Annotated in this window: 18 protein-coding genes and 1 pseudogene; 8 read left to right on the top strand and 11 right to left on the bottom strand. The window is 62.9% G+C overall.

What is annotated here, in order from left to right; genetic code table 11:
- Window positions 1-85 precede the first annotated feature (85 nt).
- The 4 genes from JN279_RS23385 to JN279_RS23370 all read left to right on the top strand — a co-directional run bounded on the left by JN279_RS23385 (window position 86) and on the right by JN279_RS23370 (window position 3,213).
- Entirely contained in the window at window positions 86-637 is a 552-nt protein-coding gene (locus tag JN279_RS23385) for a sigma-70 family RNA polymerase sigma factor (protein ID WP_202350383.1), read from the top strand.
- The gene (locus JN279_RS23380) at window positions 634-1,407 is read left to right on the top strand and encodes an anti-sigma factor family protein (protein WP_202350382.1); all 774 of its coding nucleotides are present in this window, start codon (window positions 634-636) and stop codon (window positions 1,405-1,407) included. Before JN279_RS23385 ends, JN279_RS23380 begins: the two co-directional genes overlap by 4 nt.
- A 23-nt stretch (window positions 1,408-1,430) precedes the next feature.
- Window positions 1,431-2,147, top strand: coding sequence for a Bax inhibitor-1/YccA family protein (locus JN279_RS23375; protein ID WP_095203348.1), 717 nt, complete (start codon window positions 1,431-1,433; stop codon window positions 2,145-2,147).
- Window positions 2,148-2,313: 166 nt separating this feature from the next.
- Entirely contained in the window at window positions 2,314-3,213 is a 900-nt protein-coding gene (locus JN279_RS23370; protein ID WP_096445855.1) for an aldose 1-epimerase family protein, read from the top strand.
- 54 nt (window positions 3,214-3,267) lie between these two features.
- On the opposite strand, the gene JN279_RS23365 is transcribed toward JN279_RS23370, so the two are convergent.
- From JN279_RS23365 to JN279_RS23355, 3 genes are all read right to left on the bottom strand, one after another.
- Window positions 3,268-4,014, bottom strand: a complete 747-nt coding sequence (locus tag JN279_RS23365; protein ID WP_096445857.1) for an outer membrane protein — start codon at window positions 4,012-4,014, stop codon at window positions 3,268-3,270.
- A 68-nt stretch (window positions 4,015-4,082) separates the two neighbouring features.
- Complete coding sequence (locus tag JN279_RS23360) at window positions 4,083-5,015, bottom strand: agmatinase (protein WP_096445859.1); 933 nt, start codon at window positions 5,013-5,015, stop codon at window positions 4,083-4,085.
- Between the two features lie 226 nt (window positions 5,016-5,241).
- On the bottom strand, window positions 5,242-5,889 hold the full coding sequence (locus JN279_RS23355; protein ID WP_096445861.1) for a VOC family protein: 648 nt from the start codon (window positions 5,887-5,889) through the stop codon (window positions 5,242-5,244).
- A 199-nt stretch (window positions 5,890-6,088) separates the two neighbouring features.
- On the opposite strand from JN279_RS23355, the gene JN279_RS23350 reads away from it, so the two are divergent.
- Window positions 6,089-6,436: a hypothetical protein gene (locus JN279_RS23350; RefSeq protein WP_096445863.1), complete on the top strand. Its 348-nt coding sequence runs from the start codon at window positions 6,089-6,091 to the stop codon at window positions 6,434-6,436.
- 290 nt (window positions 6,437-6,726) lie between these two features.
- Window positions 6,727-7,371, top strand: coding sequence for a GNAT family N-acetyltransferase (locus JN279_RS23345; protein ID WP_244734115.1), 645 nt, complete (start codon window positions 6,727-6,729; stop codon window positions 7,369-7,371).
- A gap of 13 nt (window positions 7,372-7,384) precedes the next feature.
- On the opposite strand, the gene JN279_RS23340 is transcribed toward JN279_RS23345, so the two are convergent.
- From JN279_RS23340 to JN279_RS38835, 4 genes and pseudogenes are all read right to left on the bottom strand, one after another.
- A complete protein-coding gene (locus JN279_RS23340; RefSeq protein WP_096445867.1) occupies window positions 7,385-8,203 on the bottom strand; it encodes an MBL fold metallo-hydrolase in 819 nt (272 codons plus the stop codon).
- A 4-nt stretch (window positions 8,204-8,207) separates the two neighbouring features.
- Complete coding sequence (locus JN279_RS23335) at window positions 8,208-9,002, bottom strand: TatD family hydrolase (RefSeq protein WP_096445869.1); 795 nt, start codon at window positions 9,000-9,002, stop codon at window positions 8,208-8,210.
- Window positions 9,002-10,555 carry a methionine--tRNA ligase gene (gene metG, locus JN279_RS23330; RefSeq protein ID WP_096445871.1) on the bottom strand — a complete coding sequence of 518 codons (1,554 nt, stop codon included), beginning with the start codon at window positions 10,553-10,555 and terminating at the stop codon, window positions 9,002-9,004. Before metG ends, JN279_RS23335 begins: the two co-directional genes overlap by 1 nt.
- Before the next feature lie 83 nt (window positions 10,556-10,638).
- Window positions 10,639-10,761 (bottom strand): annotated as a pseudogene (locus tag JN279_RS38835) (DNA polymerase III subunit delta'); the annotation flags it as partial.
- A 100-nt stretch (window positions 10,762-10,861) separates the two neighbouring features.
- On the opposite strand from JN279_RS38835, the gene JN279_RS23325 reads away from it, so the two are divergent.
- Window positions 10,862-11,962, top strand: a complete 1,101-nt coding sequence (locus tag JN279_RS23325; protein WP_096445873.1) for an aminotransferase class I/II-fold pyridoxal phosphate-dependent enzyme — start codon at window positions 10,862-10,864, stop codon at window positions 11,960-11,962.
- Window positions 11,959-12,810, top strand: a complete 852-nt coding sequence (locus tag JN279_RS23320; RefSeq protein WP_096445875.1) for a hypothetical protein — start codon at window positions 11,959-11,961, stop codon at window positions 12,808-12,810. Before JN279_RS23325 ends, JN279_RS23320 begins: the two co-directional genes overlap by 4 nt.
- A 52-nt stretch (window positions 12,811-12,862) precedes the next feature.
- On the opposite strand, the gene JN279_RS23315 is transcribed toward JN279_RS23320, so the two are convergent.
- The 4 genes from JN279_RS23315 to JN279_RS23300 all read right to left on the bottom strand — a co-directional run bounded on the left by JN279_RS23315 (window position 12,863) and on the right by JN279_RS23300 (window position 17,135).
- Complete coding sequence (locus JN279_RS23315) at window positions 12,863-13,912, bottom strand: DNA polymerase III subunit delta' (RefSeq protein ID WP_096445877.1); 1,050 nt, start codon at window positions 13,910-13,912, stop codon at window positions 12,863-12,865.
- A complete protein-coding gene (gene tmk, locus JN279_RS23310; RefSeq protein WP_096445879.1) occupies window positions 13,909-14,583 on the bottom strand; it encodes a dTMP kinase in 675 nt (224 codons plus the stop codon). Before tmk ends, JN279_RS23315 begins: the two co-directional genes overlap by 4 nt.
- Before the next feature lie 76 nt (window positions 14,584-14,659).
- On the bottom strand, window positions 14,660-15,826 hold the full coding sequence (locus JN279_RS23305) for a D-alanyl-D-alanine carboxypeptidase family protein (protein WP_202350381.1): 1,167 nt from the start codon (window positions 15,824-15,826) through the stop codon (window positions 14,660-14,662).
- 79 nt (window positions 15,827-15,905) lie between these two features.
- Window positions 15,906-17,135: a septal ring lytic transglycosylase RlpA family protein gene (locus JN279_RS23300; protein ID WP_096445883.1), complete on the bottom strand. Its 1,230-nt coding sequence runs from the start codon at window positions 17,133-17,135 to the stop codon at window positions 15,906-15,908.
- Window positions 17,136-17,191 lie beyond the last annotated feature (56 nt).

Raw genomic sequence — 17,191 nt, 5'->3', positions numbered from 1 at the left:
CACGCTGGGCGAGGGGGATGCAAACGCACCCTCCGGCGAATCCGGCGCAAAAGAAAATGGCACTGGTCGGGATTAAGATCCCCACATGCTCCGTAAACAGGGCATGAAACGGTCGATGCCACGCTTTGACATCATAGGACAGCTCGGGTCGCTGAGGCGCTACGCGCAGTCGCTGACGCGCGACAGCGCGGATGCCGAGGACCTAGTGCATGACGCGCTGGTGCGCGCCTATGAGCGGCGCGGCACCTTCCGCTCCGGCGGAAACCTGCGGGCCTGGCTGCTGTCGATCGTCCATAACGCGTTTGTAGACCGTGTGCGCTCGCGTCGTTCGGAAGCGTCGCGCATCGAACAGGCCGGATACCTAGCCGATGCCGCCACGCCGGCGCCGCAGGAGCATTCGGTGCGCCTGGCGCAGGTGCGGGAGGCCTTTTTCAATTTGCCGGAAGAGCAGCGTTCGGCGCTGCATCTGGTTGCGATCGAAGGGCTTTCCTACAGCCAAGCGGCCAATGCCACCGGCGTGCCGCTGGGCACGCTGATGTCGCGCATCGGCAGGGCGCGCGCCGCCTTGCGCCAGATGGAAGAAGCCGCCCCGGCGCGTGGGAAAAACCATCTCAGGATCGTGGGAGGTGAGCAATGACCGCTCTTGTCGACCCGGTGACCGACGCCGATCTCGACGCCTATGTCGACGAGCAGCTCGATGTCACCCGCCGCATCGAGGTCGAAGCTTTCCTGTCGACACGTCCGGAGGCCGCCGCGCGCATCATGTCGGATCTGCGGACCCGCGACGAACTGCGCGTGGCGCTTGCCGGTTCCAAGGGCATGGCACGGCCGGCGACGGCTGACGCGGCGCGGCGGCTGGAGAGGGGACTTGTCCGTGGCCGCATCTTCGACGTCTTGCAACGCGCGGCGGCGGTTGCCGCCTTCGTTGCCGCCGGCTGGCTGGCGAATGGCATCATCGGACCGATGTCTGTAACCAAGGTCGTCGCTTCGCCGCAGCCGCCCGCTTATGTCGACGAGGCGGTGCGGGCACACAGGACGACGCTGGTGCGCGAAACCATGCCCTCGCAGCCGGAAGCGCCCAATTACAACGCCGGCGAAATCCGCGCCGCGACCGCGATCGTCATGCCGTCGCTGCCGAAGGACTGGAAGGTGCGCGACGTGCAGATCTATCCGTCGCGCTTCGGCCCGAGCGTCGAGATGGCGGTCGACACCAAGGATATGGGCCTGGTGTCGCTGTTTGCGATCCGGCCGGGAACCTTCGATGTGGTCAAGCCGACCGTCGCGCCCTCGGGGGACATTTCCTCGGCCTACTTCCAGATCGGCGAGGTCGCCTATGCGGTGGTCGCCAAGAGCGGGGTTCATGACCTCGACCGCGCCGCCGAGACGCTTGCCAGAACGCTTTACTGACCGATCCACAAAGGAGACTGCAAATGAACACGCCCAATCTGGGATATCGCGTTGGCACCGGAGCCCAGGCCGGAGCCGTCTTTGACGAGGGCCTGCGCCAGCACATGCTGCGCGTCTATAATTATATGGGCCTTGGCCTCGTGGTCACCGGCCTGGTCGCCTTCCTGGTGTCGTCGACGCCGGCGCTCTATGTCCCGATCTTCTCCAGCCCGCTGAAATATGTGGTGATGCTGGCACCGCTCGCCTTCGTCCTGCTGTTTTCGTTCAAGATGCAGACCATGTCGGCGGCCAGCGCCCAGGCGATGTTCTGGGCCTTCTGCGCGGTGATGGGCCTGTCGCTCGCCTCCGTATTCCTGGTCTTCACCGGCACCAGCATCGCGCGCACCTTCTTCATCGCCGCCACCATGTTCGGCGCCACCAGCCTCTATGGTTACACGACCAGGCGCGACCTGACGCAGTTCTCGTCGTTCCTGATCATGGGCCTGATCGGTGTGGTGATCGCCAGCATCGTCAACATCTTCCTCGGCTCGACCGCGTTGCAGTTCGCCATCTCTGTGATCGGCATCGCCGTCTTCATCGGCCTGACCGCCTGGGACACACAGACGATCAAGGAACAATATGCCGAGAATTTCGACGCGGAATCGCGCCAGAAGCTGGCCGTCTTCGGCGCCTTCTCGCTCTATCTGAACTTCATCAACATCTTCCAGCTGCTGCTGAACTTCACTGGCGAGCGGGAGTAACGACTGTCCGCTGTGGGCAAGGGCGGGATTCTCGCCCTTGATGCGGAGAGGTGGCCGGAGGAGAAATCGTCCGGCCACAATTCGTTTCGGCAAGACTGACTACGGCTTGAGTCCTCAAAAGCCTTTGCTAGTCTGCCCCGCGACAGCCTTCAAACCGCGAGGACACATGGAACAGGACAGTCAGACCCTCCATGGCGACGGCATTTCGGCTGTAATTGTCGGGCAGGGCGCCGAACTGGTTTCTCTTCAGGATGCGAACGGATTTGAGTTCCTGTGGCAGGCCGGGCCAGAGTGGCGGCGCCATTCGCCGGTGCTGTTCCCGATCGTCGGCCGGCTGAAGGGCGACCAACTGCGCCATCGCGGCCGGACCTATCCGATGACGCAGCACGGCTTCGCCCGCGACAAGCCGTTCACCTGGGCGGAGAGGGGGCCTCGGTCCTGCACGCTGGTCCTCACCGACGACGCCGACACACGCGCGCACTACCCCTTCGCCTTCCGCCTTGCCGTCACCTATACGCTGGACCGCCAGCAGCTTGGTGTGATCTTGGAGGTCGCCAACACCGGCGACGAGCCATTGCCGGCCTCGATTGGGGCACATCCTGCGTTCAACTGGCCGTTGCTGCCGGAATTGCCCAAGGAAGCCTATCGGCTGACCTTTGCCGAGGCCGAGCCGGCCCCGATCCGTCGCCTCAAGGACGGCCTGCTGTTGCCTGCGAGGCAGCCGACGTCGATCGAAGGCAAGACGCTTGCGCTGTCGGAACGGCTGTTCGATGAAGATGCCGTCATCCTGGATCGGCCCGCCAGCACCAGCGTGCGCTACGCCGCCGACCGTGGCCCGGCGATCGAAATGTCATGGCAGGGAACAAAGGAACTCGGCATCTGGTCCAAGCCCGGCGGCGCGCCGTTCCTGTGCATCGAACCCTGGCACGGTATTGCAAGCCCGGCCGATTTCGACGGCGAATTCAGCGACAAGCCCGGCGTGATGCTGATCGAACCAGGAGCGAAGCGTTCGCTGAGCTACTGGATCAGCCTGGAGCAGGGGACTCGACAGCCTCCCAGCAGGTAGGAAAGCCCGGCCGAGGCCGGGCAAAACCCTGGCAAGCATTGTCTATCCGGTGTGTTAGCTGCCGCCGAACTTGTAGCTCAACCTGGCCATCACCGCGTCTACCCTGGCCTTGGTCTCGTAGCTCTCGGGGTTGCTCCCAAGCGAGCCGTCATCGAACACATTGGGTCTTGTGCTCGTCTTGGAGCCGAGATCGACATGCGTGTAGTCGACACCAAGGCTCAGCCTGTCGGTGAGGGCATAGTCGATGCCAAGGCCCAACGCGTAGCCATTGTGCCATTCATTCTGTTCATAGGTGACCAGGGCATCATTGTCGCGCGCCTTGAACCCGACCTTGCCGCCGGCATAGCCGCCCTTCGCATAGATCAGGACGCGGTCGAACGCATAGCCGATCTTGCCGACCACCGTCGCATAGTGCTGGATCTTGCCGGTCTCGGTGTCGGAGTCTGGGAAGTATGGGCTGACGATCTCCTTGCGGATCCCCGTGGCAGTCCAGGTCGCTTCGCCGCCCAGGACGAATTGCTGCCACTGGTATTGGGCACCGACATGCACGCCGCCCGCTATATTCGCATTGCGGAAATCGAAACCCTCTGTTCCGGCGGGGACCAGGTCGGTGAAAAACCCGCCGTTCGGCTGTGTGACGTCCGTCGCGGTGATGTTGCCGTTGGCCACGCCGATATGCGCGCCGACATAAAAACCGCTCCAGTCATAGGCAGAGCCGGCGACTGGCGCGGCCATGTCTGCTGCTGACGCCGCGGTCGCGCTGAGCCCGGCCAGCGCAATGATTGCAAGAAGTCGTTTCACTGAATGCCTCCCGTCCCGTTGTCCAGTGAAGAGGAAAATACACGAATACAATAAAGAGGGTGTGATTATTACGTCGCACTGTCTCTGAAATCAGCAACTCGGGCGATGGTGCCGATCACATTGACGAGAAGGCGCGCGGCGGTCAGCGCCGACAGGCCGTCCATGTCGGCGGGTGGGTAGAGCTCGACAAGGTCGAATCCCGCGATCCTGGCGCGCTTGCCGAGGCCGGCGACCATGTCGATCGCCTGAGTGTAGGTAAGGCCGCCTGGCGTACGCGCCGCCACGCCGGGCATGATGCCGGGATCGAGGCTGTCACAGTCGAAGGTGACGACGACCCGTGCGCCTTCCGGAATATGCCGGAGTGCTGCTTCCACGCCTTGAGTATGAACCTCGCGCGCGGTCACGAAACGGCTGCCATAGTGCCGCGCCGCTTCGATTTCAGCGAGGCGCGCGCTGCCGACGCTGCGCAGGCCGACTTGCACCATGCCCGCGACATGCGGCATCTCGCTCGCCCTTCGCATCGGGCTCGAATAGCCGTAGCGTTCGCCATGCACCTCGTCGCGCCAGTCGATATGCGCATCTATCTGCAGGATCCAGATCGGTCCGTGATCGGCAAAGCCGGCAAGGAACGGAATGACGACGGAATCGTCACCGCCAAGCAGGATCGGCACGGCGGGTAAGGACAGAATTTCGCGCGTCTTCGCTTCGATCCGGGTCCTGTTTTCGGCATTGTCGTGCAGGATGGTCGAGATGTCGCCGACGTCGACGCAGCACACCGGCTTGTCGTCGAACAACGGACCGCCGAGATCGAAATCCCAGTGCCCGACAAGCGGGGCATCATCCTGGCTCGCGGCACGGATGGCGTCGGCGGCCAAGGCATGGCCGCTGCTGTCCTTGCCGGGATAGGTGCTGCCGTGGCCGGCTCCGAAGATCACCGCACGAGGCGTGCGGCCATCGGCGAGGCGATCGCGAAGGCCGAGAAAGGAAGGTGAGGCGGTCATTCTTGATGGTCCTGTCTCAAGCACGACCGCAGGCTAGTTGCTTCGCCGCCTCGAAGCCATCGCCGAAATCGTTGGCGGGCTATCGCGCATGGGTCAAAGCGGGCGCGTTCGATTCGTAGGACTTGAACGCAACCACATCGCGGCGTGGTGGAGGGGCGGGGTGTGACCCATGCGGAACAAGGCGATGGCGGAGCAACCGCCATCGCTTGAGGCGCAATAGCTGCGTTCAATCGGCGGGCCCAGCGAACAAGATGAGATTGCCGTCTGGATCAAGGACAATGAAGTTCCTCGCCCCCCAAGGTTCTTTCTTCAGTCCTTGGTGGAAGCTCACACCGGCGGCTTGATACTCCAAAAAGAGTTGTTTGATCTCCGCTGCGGCATCGACAGTGATCGAAGCCGACAGAAGGTGTTCGCGCTGGCGTATATTCCCGACAAAGACCGGCTCGCAAACAAGCCGCATGCAAAGTCGAGCATGGTCACGCTTGACCATGCCGTAGAACGGTGGGTCACCATAAACGAAGTCGACTGTGAAGCCGAGCTTCGACGTGAAGAAATCGCAAGACGCCTTGAGGTCGGTGACATAAAGTTGCGCTTCGGTTCCGCTGAGGATCGGTGGCGTCATCGCGTGCTTGAATTGAGTGTTCATGGCCGGGCCTCCTGCTTTGAGCGCCTGCCATCCCTCGAAACCCAATTGGCGAGCTACAAGCTCCTGCGCATCGCTGAGCCTGAACGATGCCTCCAGCACCTGATTGTCATCAAGGTGCCGAAACCGCGGCAAAGCGGCTCTGATCTCGGCTGCGACCGGATGGTATCGATCACGATGCCAGCGCAGATATTGCTTTGCCTGCTTCTTCAGGTTTTCGAGGTTTGGCATGGGCGCGGCTACGGTTTGCACATCGTAGGTGGGCATTGCCCCTTCGGCCTCGGCCGGTGCGCCCCACGGCAACTACCTGACAGTGCCAGTGTCGACGGCGGATTGTCAACGGCGGCTATCGTCGGCCATCCATATCCACAACGCCGCTGAAACCGTGAACACCGACGTCACGGCTGGACGATGAGCTGGCGGATCTGAAATGATATCGGTTCCGGAGGAAACGAAGCTGACAAGATTCTCGTCGCGGGCAGGGCTGCTTATCGGCCTGTGCTTCACGCCCATCGCGCTGCTGCTGGCGCTTTTCTCGGCCGGAGCTGGGCATGGGGACTATGTTCTGGCGCGCCTTCTCTATCCGATACCCATGTTGGCGACGCTATTGACCAACAACACTATCACCGGCTTGTCCGTGGGGCTGGCTGTGGTGCAATTTCCCGCTTATGGAGCCTTCGCTGCTCCAGGCGGCGGCATCAGATGGCTGTCCCTTGGCACATCCTGCACGCTGTTGCAATCGCAGCCGCCTTCAGTGGGGCTTCTCGACTATTTCTAAGGACCGCAGCTGCTGCATCAAAGGACAGCCGCATTGCTATATCTAAAAGTCGCATAAGATAGATTATGGAACTGGAGCGTTGACCAGCAGCTGGAAATTGCTGCTGATTTTCATAGGCTTGGCACGACCGATGCGTATTGCCCTGAGCTGACGGCCAACGCTACGCTGCGTGAATGACGACAGCAAAGCCCGAGATCGAAGCGGCCATTGAAGTGTTCGTGCATGGCTACAGCACGGGCAGAAGCCGCACCTTTCCTTATGCGGCCAGCCGCGTCGGACCATTGTGGCTGATGCGCGATGCCGAGCGCAAGAATCCTCGTGACTACCGCAGAGAGGAATGGGTCGTCCATGACGTCGCTGCCGAGCAAGCTGATGCGGTCGTGCGGCAGCATGCGCGGCCGGGTTTTGCCATTTCGGTGGTTGTCGCGAATGGCGAACCGGATCAGCCGGTGCGAACGGCCTACAAAGCTCTCGGCTACAGACTGCTGAGGACGGAAGGCTTTTTCGTCCAGCCACTGCGCCGGATACCGAGCCCGCCGGCTGTCGCTTCGATCGAACGCGTGCAGACCGTCGAACGTGCCGCACAATTGGCAAAGATCATCCGCAGACGGCCCATTGGCGACGATCTGCTCGGCAACGACGCGCCGTTCCGGCAGTATGTGGCGGTGGACGGCGACGCTATTGTCGGGCGCGTGCTCAGCGTGGATGCCACCGGCGCCAGCTGGTGCGAGGCCATGTTTGTCGAGCCTTCTCATCGGCGCCGCGGCATCGGTCAGGCGCTGATGGCTAAGATGCTGCACGACGATCGGGCCCATGGATCGCGCTGCTCGGTGCTGATGGCGACGCACGCCGGAGCGCTGCTTTACCCCCGCATGGGCTATGAGCGGATTGGAACGCTGCTGATATTCAGTCCAAAGAGCCAAACGCCCTCATGAGAGGTCGTTCATATCACGCTGATTCATAAGGAATTTCGATCACCATGCCGTCATAGGCCGGCACCACATGATCAGGAGTCTCGGCCATCACTGTGGCATAGTCGAGCGGCACATGCATGTGGGTCAGCACGGCATTCCTGGGCGCCAGCCTCCCGATCCATTCCAGCGCCTGGCCGAGCGACAGATGGCTGGGATGGGTGTTGTACTGAAGCGCGTCGATGACCAGCATTTCCAGGCCGCGCAGCCGCGCGGCTGTGGCGTCGGGAAAGCCGCTGATATCAGGGCAATAGGCCAGACCGCCGATGCGGAAGCCGAGCGAGATGATGTCGCCATGGAATTGCGGCAGCGGCTCGAGGGTGAGGGCGCCCCCCTCACCTTCGATCACGACAGGCTTCGCGTGGTCGATGATATGCGCCCGCACGATCGGCGGATAGGAACTGCCCGGTGGCGTCTCGAAGCAATAGCCGAACGCCTGCCGCAGGCGCAGCATCGTCGGCTGGTCGGCATGGATGTCGATCAGGCGGCGCTGCTCCTGCACATAGCCGCGCAGATCGTCGATGCCATGGATATGGTCGGCATGCGGGTGCGTGTAGACGACCGCATCGATGCGTTTGACCGAAGCGAGCAGCATCTGCTCTCGGAAATCCGGCCCGGTGTCGATAACCACGGTGGTGCGGCCGCCATCGGCTGCAATCCGCTCGACCAGCGCTGCCGTGCGCATGCGCCGGTTCCGTGGATTGGCCGGGTCGCAATTGCCCCAGTCGCCGGTGATGCGCGGCGTACCTGGCGACGAGCCGCAGCCGAGAATGGTGAGGCGCAGCCGGTTGGTCATCGTTTCAGGCACTCTGTTCGGCAGGCCGTGGCATCTTGCCGAACAGCCGGAAGAAATTGTTCGTCGTCAGATCCGCGACTTCAGCCTCGCTGACGCCAATCGTTTCGGCCAGCACCTTGGCTGTGTGCGCGACATAGGCCGGCTCATTGCGCTTGCCGCGAAACGGGATCGGCGCCAGATAGGGCGCGTCGGTTTCGACGAGCAGCCGGTCATGCGGCACGTCGGCGGCGATGGCGCGCAGTTCGGCCGAATTCTTGAAGGTCAGGATGCCCGAGAACGACACATAGCCGCCGAGCGCGACGCCCACCTCGGCCAGCCGGCGTCCGGAGGAGAAACAATGCAGGATGAAGGGGAAGGCGCCCTTCCCTGTTTCGTCCGCGAGAATGGCCGCCATGTCGTCATCGGCATCGCGCGAATGGATGACCAGAGGCAGGCCGGTCTCGCGAGCGGCGGCAATGTGATTGCGAAAACCCTGCGCCTGCGCGTCGCGCGGCGCCTTGTCGTAGAAATAATCCAGCCCCGCCTCGCCGATCGCCACCACCTTCGGATGAGCCGACAGACGGACAAGCTCCGCAGCGGTGACGTCGAGCTCCTCGGCGGCATTGTGCGGATGGGTGCCGACCGAGCAAAAAACCTCGTCGAAAGTCTCAGCGATTTCAAGTATTTGCTGAAAGCGCTTCACACGGGTCGAGATCGTCACCATGCGGCCGATGCCGGCCGCTTTGGCGCGGGCGACAATGGCCGCCCGCTCCTCGGCGAAATCCGGAAAGTCCAGATGGCAGTGGCTGTCGACGAGCATCAGGCGTTCGCACCCGGCTGTTCGACATAACGCGGAAACACGCCTTCCGGCACCGGCAATGCCGTGCCGGAAACCAGCGCATGGTCGGCATGGACATGCTCGAAGTTCCGCTTGTCCGCCGGCACCGCCAGCAGGTCGAGCAGCTTGGCGGCCGACCCCGGAATGTAAGGCTGGCTCAGAAGTGCGACGCGACGGACGATTTCGGCGGTCGTCCACAGCACCGTTTCCATTCGCACCGGGTCGGTCTTCTTCAGCGCCCAAGGCTCCTGAGACGTGAAATAGCGATCGGCTTCGGCGGCCACGCCGAAGATCGCCGCCAATGCCAGATGAATGCCCTGCTCCGCCATTGCCTTGCGCGCCGTACCAAGCGCTTCCACTGCCTGGTCGAGGATCGCACCGTCGGCTTCGGTCAGCTCGCCACGCTGCGGCACCGCGCCGCCACAATTCGCGGCGATCATCTTCAGCGAGCGTTGTGTCAGATTGCCGAGACCATTGGCGAGGTCGGCATTGGTGCGGTTGACGATCGCTTCATGGCTGTAGCTGCCGTCCTGGCCGAACGGCACCTCGCGCAGGAAGAAATAGCGCACCTGGTCGACACCGTAATGGTCGACCATGGTGAACGGGTCGATGACGTTGCCGACCGATTTCGACATCTTCTCGCCGCGGTTGAACAGGAAGCCGTGACCGAAGACGCGCTTCGGCAGCGGGATGCCTGCCGACATCAGGAAGGCCGGCCAGTAGACCGCATGGAAGCGCACAATGTCCTTACCGATGATGTGCGCATCGGCCGGCCAGAAACGCCATTTCTCATCATTTTCATGGGGATAACCGACGCCGGTGATGTAATTGGTCAGGGCGTCGACCCAAACATACATGACGTGCTTCTCGTCGCCAGGCACCGGCACGCCCCAGTCGAAGGTGGTGCGCGAGATCGACAAATCCCTGAGCCCGGATTTGACGAAGCTCATCACTTCGTTGCGGCGCTCAGCCGGGCCGATGAAGTCGGGCTGGTTTTCGTAGAGCGCAATGAGCTTGTCCTGATAGGCCGACAGCCGGAAGAAATAGCTTTCTTCCTCGACCCATTCGACCGGCGTTCCCTGCGGCCCGTAGCGGACATTGTCGGGACGGACCTCCGTCTCTTCCTCGCCGTAATAGGCTTCGTCGCGCACCGAGTACCAGCCGGCATAGCCGCCCTTGTAGATGTCGCCATTGGCGTCCATCGCCCTCCAGATCGCCTGCGAGGACGCATAGTGGCGCTCTTCCGTGGTGCGGATGAAATCGTCATTGGAGGCGTTGAGCGCGGTCGCCATGCGCTTGAAATCGGCGGAGTTGCGGTCGGCCAGTTCGCGCGCCGAAATGCCTTCGCGTTTTGCCGTCTGCAGCATCTTGATGCCGTGCTCGTCCGTGCCGGTGAGGAAGAACACGTCCTTGCCGTCGAGCCGCTGGAAGCGCGCAAGCGCGTCGGTGGCGATCAGTTCGTAGGCATGGCCGATATGCGGCTTGCCGTTCGGATAGGAAATCGCGGTCGTGATGTAGAATGTGTCGCGTGACATGAATGAACCATCATGAATGTCTGAATGGAAGCCGTGGCGGTGGATATCGCATCGGAATGGTGATTGCCATCCCGGTGGGGCCGTCACATTCGCATCGCAGACTTCAGGCGGTCGATCATGGTCAAGGCGTGCTGCTTCTTGTCGGGATTGTCGGTGTCGGTCTCAGATATCGCGTCCGGCGCCTCATGCCAAGTCCCGCGCTGCGTCTGGGCCCCGATCATGGCACCGGGTCCAGAGCCGCTCGTGGGCCGTTGCAAAGGCAAGTCGCGATCCGTAGTTTCGCGGCGGTGCAAAAGGCAGACCGGCATGGCCACGACCACGCAATATGATCCGCGGCAGGCGCTCGATGCGCGCTTGCGTCAGGCCGGCGCCAGCAAAACCGTCTACGCCCTCGTCACGCCCGAGATCGAATCTGTGAAGGCCGAACTGCTCGGCAACAGCGGGGGAAACGGTCCCGATCCAATCCGCGTCGCCTATCTCGATCAGTTTCGCCATGCCTGGACCGGAAAGCAGAACGCACTGCACAGGCGGTTCTTCGACACCTGGCTCGGCTGGGCCAAGCCGATGGCGCCGCTGAACGCGGCGGACTTTCCCTTCAGCTATCCGACATCAGGTGCCAGCGAGCCACTTTTCCATTTGATTGCCGATTACGGCAACCGCGCACGAATCGAGAGGTTTTCGCCTCGGCTCGTTATCTTTCGCGGCGAATATGAGGGCTACAAGGCCTATGCGGAAGCCTGCGGCGTTGCGGTCGCGGAATATGAACGCCATGCCTGGCGCGATGTCGCCGACACCGTGGAGCCCCTCGATTTGCTTTGTCTCAGCCAACCCTCGGCCATCGACGGCATGGTGTGGCCACAGGCCAATGCCTTTCTGCGTCTGTTGAGCCAACGCGCCAACCCGGCCCAGCTCGTCCTTGATTTGACCTATGTCGGGGCGACTGCCGAGGCTCCGCCAGAGACGATCCTCGCCGACGCGCCTTGCGTGAGCGCCGTGGTGATCAGCCTGTCCAAGCCGTTCGGCGCCTATTACGACCGCATAGGCGGCGTGTTCTGCCGATCGGAGAATCTCGGTCTGTTTGGCAATCAGTGGTTCAAGAACCTGACATCGCTGCAGCTGGGAATACGGCTGATGGAGCGGTTCGACGTTTTCGCCATGGCGCGCCGCTACACCGGCATTCAAGGCAGCGTCGCCGAACATGCAGGCCATGCGCTCGGCCTTGCCTTGACGCCGGCGGACGTCTTCATCCTTGCCCAGGCCGTGGCAGGCGCTGAGCATGATCCCGATCTGGCTGCGTATCTGACGCGCGCCCCCGGCGCCGTCGATGCCCGGCCACGCTTGTGCCTGACGCCAGGCATGGCGGAGCGGATCGGCATGGCCAGCCCGAATTCCGGAACGCTGTCATGAAGAATTTGATCCCGCTCGTGACGAGCGACGACATCCATGCCCACTGCCTGGCACACTGGAAGACGGAAGCATTCCGGTCCTCGCATCGCGAGGGAGGCTATATCCACGGCATCGTCGACCAGTATGCCCGCCTGCCCCGCTTCAGCTGCGAGACCACCAACGACCGCCTGGAGCGTGCGCATTTCTGCACCTGGTGGGGGCTGACCATGCGCCGGGATGACTATGCAGCCCCGGCCATCGAAGACCTCTACCTGCTGCACGAAATCTGGCACGCCGCGCATATGCCTTTCATCCCGGGCATCGGATTCGAGGCTTTCCACGGCAAGATGGAGCGCAACGAACTCGAGGCCAGCGTGGCGTCCGAGCTGCTGGTCTATTTCAAGATCGATGGGCTGAGACAAAGCGCCTTTCCCCATCCCATTTACGCGGACCGGTTTCTCAACGATCCGGCGATGCGGCTGTTGTGGCGCGAGAACGAGGTCGTCGCCACCAACACATTGCTCGAGGCGCGCCGCAACGTCATGTATTCCAAGCCCGAAGGCGACATGGATTTGAGCGAGCGATGGATCCGCAAATTCACCATGCAGAACCGGCAATGGTCGATCGTCTGGGCCGACCGCTACCTCGATATCGAGGATCATATGCACCGGTTCCAGCAGATGGCGCTCGGCGGTGACAGGAAAGCAGCCGCGGATTTCCATGCCGACTGGATCGAAGTGGAAGCCGCCATGGACATGGTGGACCACGTTCCTTTCCGCGACCATGCGCTGCTGTTCGCCACCATCTATTGGGCCAATCGGGCGAAATACGATGCAGCGCTTGCGGCGCAGCGGACAAGCCAGTCCTAGGCACGACCTTGGGGCAGACCATATGAACGGCGATGCCGTTCCCAAAGCCTGTTCACATGGCCGATTTCAGCCGGTCGATCATGGTCAAGGCGTGCTGCTTCTTGTCGAGATTGTAGGTATCTGTCTCGGAGATCGCGTCCAGCGCCTCATGCCAGCTGTCCGATAGCGCTTTGGCGCGTGCGAGGTCGCCTGACCGCGCTGCCTGGCTCGCGGCATCCGACAACAGGTCGAGCGCGCGGCGGTTGAAGATGTCGAACTGGATCGCCTGGTCTTTGCCGGCGACGGCTTCGGCGAGCCGATAGGCGCCGCCGATGTCGCTCTTTCCCTTCGCCACCAGTGCATCGAGCGTCTCGGCGATCTCCAGCCCGCCATATTGCGTCAAAAGGATCGCGTTGCGGGCGCTGCCCCCTGCCCGCTCGACCAGTGCCGCCCGCGCGGTCGGATCGTCCGGTGGCGGCGGTTCGGCCGTCTGCAGCACCGCCAGCAGATCGTCGGCGTCGAGCGGCGTCAGGCGTATGACCTGGCAGCGCGAGCGTATTGTCGGCAGTAGGCTGCCCGGCGCGTGGACGATGAGAATGAACAGCGTTCGCGCCGGCGGCTCCTCGAGGTTCTTCAGCAAGGCATTGGCGGCATTGGCATTCATGTCGTCGGCCGGATCGACGATGACGACCCGGTAGCTGCCGTCATGCGAGGTCATCGACAGGAAGCGGCTGACCCTGCGGATCTCGTCGACGGTGACGACGGTCTTGAAGCTCTTGGTCTTGTCGTTCAGCGGACGGGTCAGATGCAGCACGCCCGGATGCGCCCCGGTCGCGATCTGGCGAAACAGCGGCGAGGCCGGATCGGGAACGGCCAGGCTTTCCGGCGCCTGCGCGAAGGCCGGGTGCTTCAAGAGGTGATGCGCCAGATGAAAGGCCAGCGTTGCCTTGCCGATGCCGACCGGTCCGGCAAAGATCAGCGCATGCGGAAGCTTTCCCTGGCGATAGGCTGCGGCGAGCATGCCGGCCGCCTGCCCGTGCCCGACCAGTCGAGGCGTTTCGGACGGTTCGGGTACGCCGTCCAGTGTGTCGTGCTGTTCCGGCGCGATGCGTTCGAAGATCATACCGGTGCGGCCTGCCTGTTGCGCGCGGGCGCCCTCGCCTCCAGCGCCGCGAACACCGCGGCGGTGACGACGTGCTCCACTGTATCAGGATCGGCGGACGCGTCGACGACGATGCAGCGTTCCGGCTCGGCTGCTGCGATCGCCAGAAAGGCATCGCGCCGGGCCTGATGGATATCAAGCGTTTCCTTTTCGAAACGGTCGGCGCCGGCATCGCTGCCGCGCCGCAGCGTCGCGCGCCTGAGACCCTCGGCAGGATCGATATCGAAGATCAGCGTCATATCGGGCATCATGCCGTTGATGGCGACCTGTTCCAGCGCCGTCATGAAAGCCGGGTCGATCCCGCCGGTGACGCCCTGGTAGACGCGCGAGGAATCCAGGAAGCGGTCGCACAACACGATCGAGCCGCGCTCGACCGCCGGCCGGATGACCTGCTCGACATGGTCGGAACGCGCGGCGGCGAAGAGCAGCGCCTCCATCTTCGGTCCAAATGGCTCGGCGGCGCCCGAAAGCAGCACATGCCGGACCGCTTCGGCGCCCGGTGAGCCGCCCGGTTCGCGCGTGAGCAGGACATCATACTTCTTGGCGCGCATCTTCCTCGCCAGCCGCTCGATCTGCGTCGACTTGCCTGCGCCCTCGCCGCCTTCGAAGGTGATGAAAAATCCGCGCGCCAATCGAAAGGGCCTTTGTCCAGGTGGATTGTTGCGCTCTAGATAGTCCGCGTTCGGGAAAACGTCCATGCCGTCGGCGCTATCGCAGCCAGCCGATCGCCAGTTCCTTGACGGCATCGAGCGCGCGCTGCGGCAAGGTGCCGACACCGATCGATTCAGCGGCGAAAAGCGGCGTCTCCTGGCTCAGCGTGTCGCCGATCCAGACGCGCAGCGCGCCCACCGGCTGGCCCTCCTCCACGGGTGCCGCGACCGGGCCGGTATAGACGATCCTCGCCGTCAGCTTGTCGCGGTTGGTGATCGGCAGGAAGATGTCGATCGGCCCTTTTGCCTTCAGCGTCACGCCGGATTTGGCGCCGCCAAAAACCTGGGCCACACCGACCACCTCGTCCTTGGCGAAGATTTCGGTCTTCTCGAAGGAGCGCGCGCCCCAGTCGAGCAGCTTCCGCGCCTCCTCGGCGCGTTCCTTGTCGTTGGCCAGCCCGTTCATCGCCATGATCACCCGCGTGCCGTTATGGCTGACCGAAGCAACAATGCCGAAGCCGGACGTCTCGCTTGCACCGACAGCCAGGCCATCGGCGCCGATGTCCATCGCCAGCAGCGGGTTGCGGTTTTTCTGCGAGATCTTGTTCCAGGTGAAATCCTTCAGGCCGTAGTAGCGATAGAAATCCGGGTAATCGCGCCATAGATGCAGGGCCAATAGCGCCAGTTCGCGCACCGTCGTCTGCTGGCCGTCGGCCGGCAGGCCGGTCGAATTGACGAAGGTCGATGTTTTCAGGCCGATCTGGCGGGCCCGTTCTGTCATTTGCGCGGCAAAATTGTCCTCGGATCCGGCCATGCCTTCGGCGATGACGATGCAGCCGTCATTGGCTGCCTGCACGGTCACGCCCTGGATCAGGTCCTCGAGCCGGATCGCCGATTTGAGCTTGGCGAACATCGTCGATGTCCCCGACGGCGCACCGCCCTTGCGCCAGGCGTTTTCGCTGACCACGAACGTGTCGTCGAGCTTGAGGCGTCCTGATTTGATGGCGTTGAAAACCACTTCCATGGTCATCAGCTTGGCCATCGAGGCTGGCGGGATCGGCTTGTCGGCATCTTTCGCGAACAGCACCGTGCCGGTGTCGGCATCGATCATGAAGGCCTGTGTGGCCTTGGTCTCGAAAAGCTGCGCGTTGGCTGGGGTGAGGCAAAGCAGCAGCAAAGCCAGTCCCAGGAAGCCGGCAAATGGCGGAAAGGCGCGCAACTGCATGAAATCTCGACCCGTTTGCCGGTTTTGGCACAGCCTATCAGGGTTTTTTCCGCCGGATCAACCGCGCGGGCAAAATAGATCAGTTGCGCACAGCCAGCGCGTCCGGCGCGCCGTGCGACCATGCCGCCTGCAGCAGTTCGTCCAGGCCGCCATGGCCATTCGGATAGAGATTAACCGCATACCAGTCATTGCCGTCGAGATCGGAATGCTGGATTTCCGTTCTGCCGAAGGGTTGAAGTGCCGTGGCCACGCGTTTGGCTTCGGCGGCGTTGTCGAACGTCCCGGCGGCGACATAGTCGGCATTGGACGGTGACGCTTGCGGATTGGACTTCTTCCACGACTGCAGGATATCGGCCGGCGACATGCCGCTATCGTCCAGCGCGGCAAAGACGTCGGCGCGCTGCACGCGTTCATCCGCATAGGACAGCGAGGCCACCGCGAACGGCGACTGCGGGGGCAGCCCGATCTCCGGACGTTCCGGCACGATCGGTCCGAAATCGGGCAGCACCAGGTCGCCGAAAGCCGGCGCCTGCGCCGACAGGGACGGTTGCGCGGCGAACGCCTGGCCGGAATTCGTCAACTGACCGGGGAACGGCACGGCGGTGGCGCCCACCGGGACGCTTGGTGACGGCCCGTTCATGGCCACCATGACGCCGGTCGGCAGGCCATCCGACGGATCCGGAATCCGGTTGCCCGGATGGTAGGATGCCATCAAATACTGATCGTCATTGCCGTCGAGCGGCGCGCGGCCGACATATTCGACCTTGACCTTCGCGGTGCCGACCTTGTCGTAGTCGAGCATCTGCGCCGCGCGCTCCGAGACGTCGATGATGCGGCCCTCATGATACGGGCCCCGGTCGTTGACGCGCACGATCACCGAACTGCCGGTTTCGAGGTTGGTGACGCGGGCGTAACTCGGCAGCGGCATGGTCGGATGCGCGGCCGTCAGTTGTGCCGTGTCATACACTTCGCCATTGGCGGTCAGCCGGCCATGGAAGGCGTCGCCGTACCAGGAGGCCAGGCCTACCTTCGCGTAGTGCCGATCTTCCTTGGGATAGTACCACTTGCCACGAACCTGGTAGGGTTTGCCGAGTTGGTCGCGACCGCCGCCGCGCCGCATGAAGTTGACGCGCGGGCTCGCCTTCACGCCATATTCGGTCTCGGCGAAATATTCCTTGGAACGATGCTTGGGATTCACCATCGCCTTTGGCTCAGGCTGCGACGCGCAAGCCGCCAGCAAGGCAGCCGACGCAGCAAGCAGCGTAAGCGTTGAAGCGCGACGAAGACGCGGGCGCGTCGTAGCCTGCATTTTTCCCGAAATCCCCTACAGTCTCAATCAAGACGCCGTCGTTTGAACAGCAGAGG

This window comes from Mesorhizobium sp. 113-1-2, from assembly GCF_016756475.1.
Taxonomy (GTDB): Bacteria; Pseudomonadota; Alphaproteobacteria; order Rhizobiales; family Rhizobiaceae; genus Mesorhizobium; species Mesorhizobium loti_C.
This window is presented reverse-complemented; position numbering and strand designations above follow the sequence as displayed.